Source organism: Pseudomonas frederiksbergensis (assembly GCF_017114915.1).
Classification (GTDB): domain Bacteria; phylum Pseudomonadota; class Gammaproteobacteria; order Pseudomonadales; family Pseudomonadaceae; genus Aquipseudomonas; species Aquipseudomonas frederiksbergensis_I.
In genome coordinates, this window is sequence record NZ_JAAUOE010000104.1 from 1 (window position 1) to 1,440 (window position 1,440).

A 1,440-nucleotide genomic window follows, 5' to 3' on the forward strand; every position below is an offset into this window, starting at 1 on the left:
GTCAGCACCACGATCACTGGCGCTACCGGCGGCAACTACGAGAACCTGGTGCCGAACACGACTCCGGCCGTCACCACCATTACCGACTCGGTCGACAACACCGGCCTGAGCCTCAGCGCCACTGGCTCCGTCGTCGAAGGCGGCCAGATCACCTACACCGCCACCCTGACCAACCCGGCGGGCACGCCGATGACCGTGACCTTGAGCAATGGCTCGGTCATTACCATCGAAGCGGGCAAGACCACCGGCAGCGTGACGGTCGATACCCCGGCCAACGACGTCTACAACAACGGCAGTACCGTCAGCACCACGATCACCGGCACCACCGGCGGCAATTTCGAACAACTGACCCCGAGCACCGAGCCGGCACTCACCACCATCACCGATTCGAAAGATGACACCGGCCTGAGCCTGTCGGCGTCCACCGAAGTGGCCGAAGGCGGCTCCATCGTCTACACCGCGACCCTGACCAATCCGGCCGGCACGCCGGTCACCGTGACCCTGAGCAACGGCGCCGTGATCACCATCGCCGCCGGTGCGACCACCGGCAGCGTGAGCGTCGCCGCCCCTGCTGATGACGTCTATAAAGATGCCGGCACGGTTCAGGCGACCATCTCCACCGCCACCGGTGGCAATTTCGAGAACCTGGTGCCTAGCACTGCCCCGGCAGTCACTATCGTCACCGACACCCTCGATACTTCGACCGTCAATCTGACCGCGACCAGCACTGTGGCCGAGGGCGGCACCGTGGTGTACACCGCGTCCGTCTCTGCACCAGTGACAGGTTCGCCGGTGGTGGTGACCCTGTCCAATGGCCAGACCATCACCATTCCGGTTGGTGCCAGCAGCGGTTCTGTCAACTTCGTTGCACCCAACGATGCCCTGGCGGGCGGCAGTTCGCTGAGCGTGAAGATCGACGACGCCAAGGGCGGCAACTACGAGAAGCTGGAAGTCGACGGCAAGTCGGCGGATACCTCGATTACCGATACCCCGGACACCACCACCCTCAGCCTGTCGGCAACCGACTCGGTGGCTGAAGGCGGCTCCATCGTTTACACCGCGACCCTGACCAATGCCGCCGGCACCCCGGTCACCGTGACCCTGTCGAATGGTGCGGTGATCACCATCGCCGCCGGTGCGACTAGCGGCTCGGTGACTGTCGATGCACCGAAGGACGACGTCTACAAAGACGCGGGCACGGTCCAGGCGACCATTTCCACCGCCACCGGTGGCAATTTCGAGAGCCTGGTGACCAGCCCAGCGGCGGCGGTTACCGACGTCACTGACACCCTCGATACCTCGACCGTCAATCTGACCGCCACTTCGAGTGTGGCTGAAGGCGGCACCGTGGTGTACACCGCGTCCGTGACTTCGCCGGTGACTGGTTCGCCGGTGGTGGTGACCCTGTCCAACGGCCAGACCATCACCATCCCGGTCGGT

General features: G+C 64.4%; 1 protein-coding gene. It reads left to right on the forward strand.

Features of this window, described 5'->3' with window-relative positions:
- Window positions 1–1,440, forward strand: a 1,440-nt coding sequence (locus tag HCU66_RS26905; protein ID WP_338136473.1) for an immunoglobulin-like domain-containing protein, incomplete at both ends; no start/stop codon positions are given.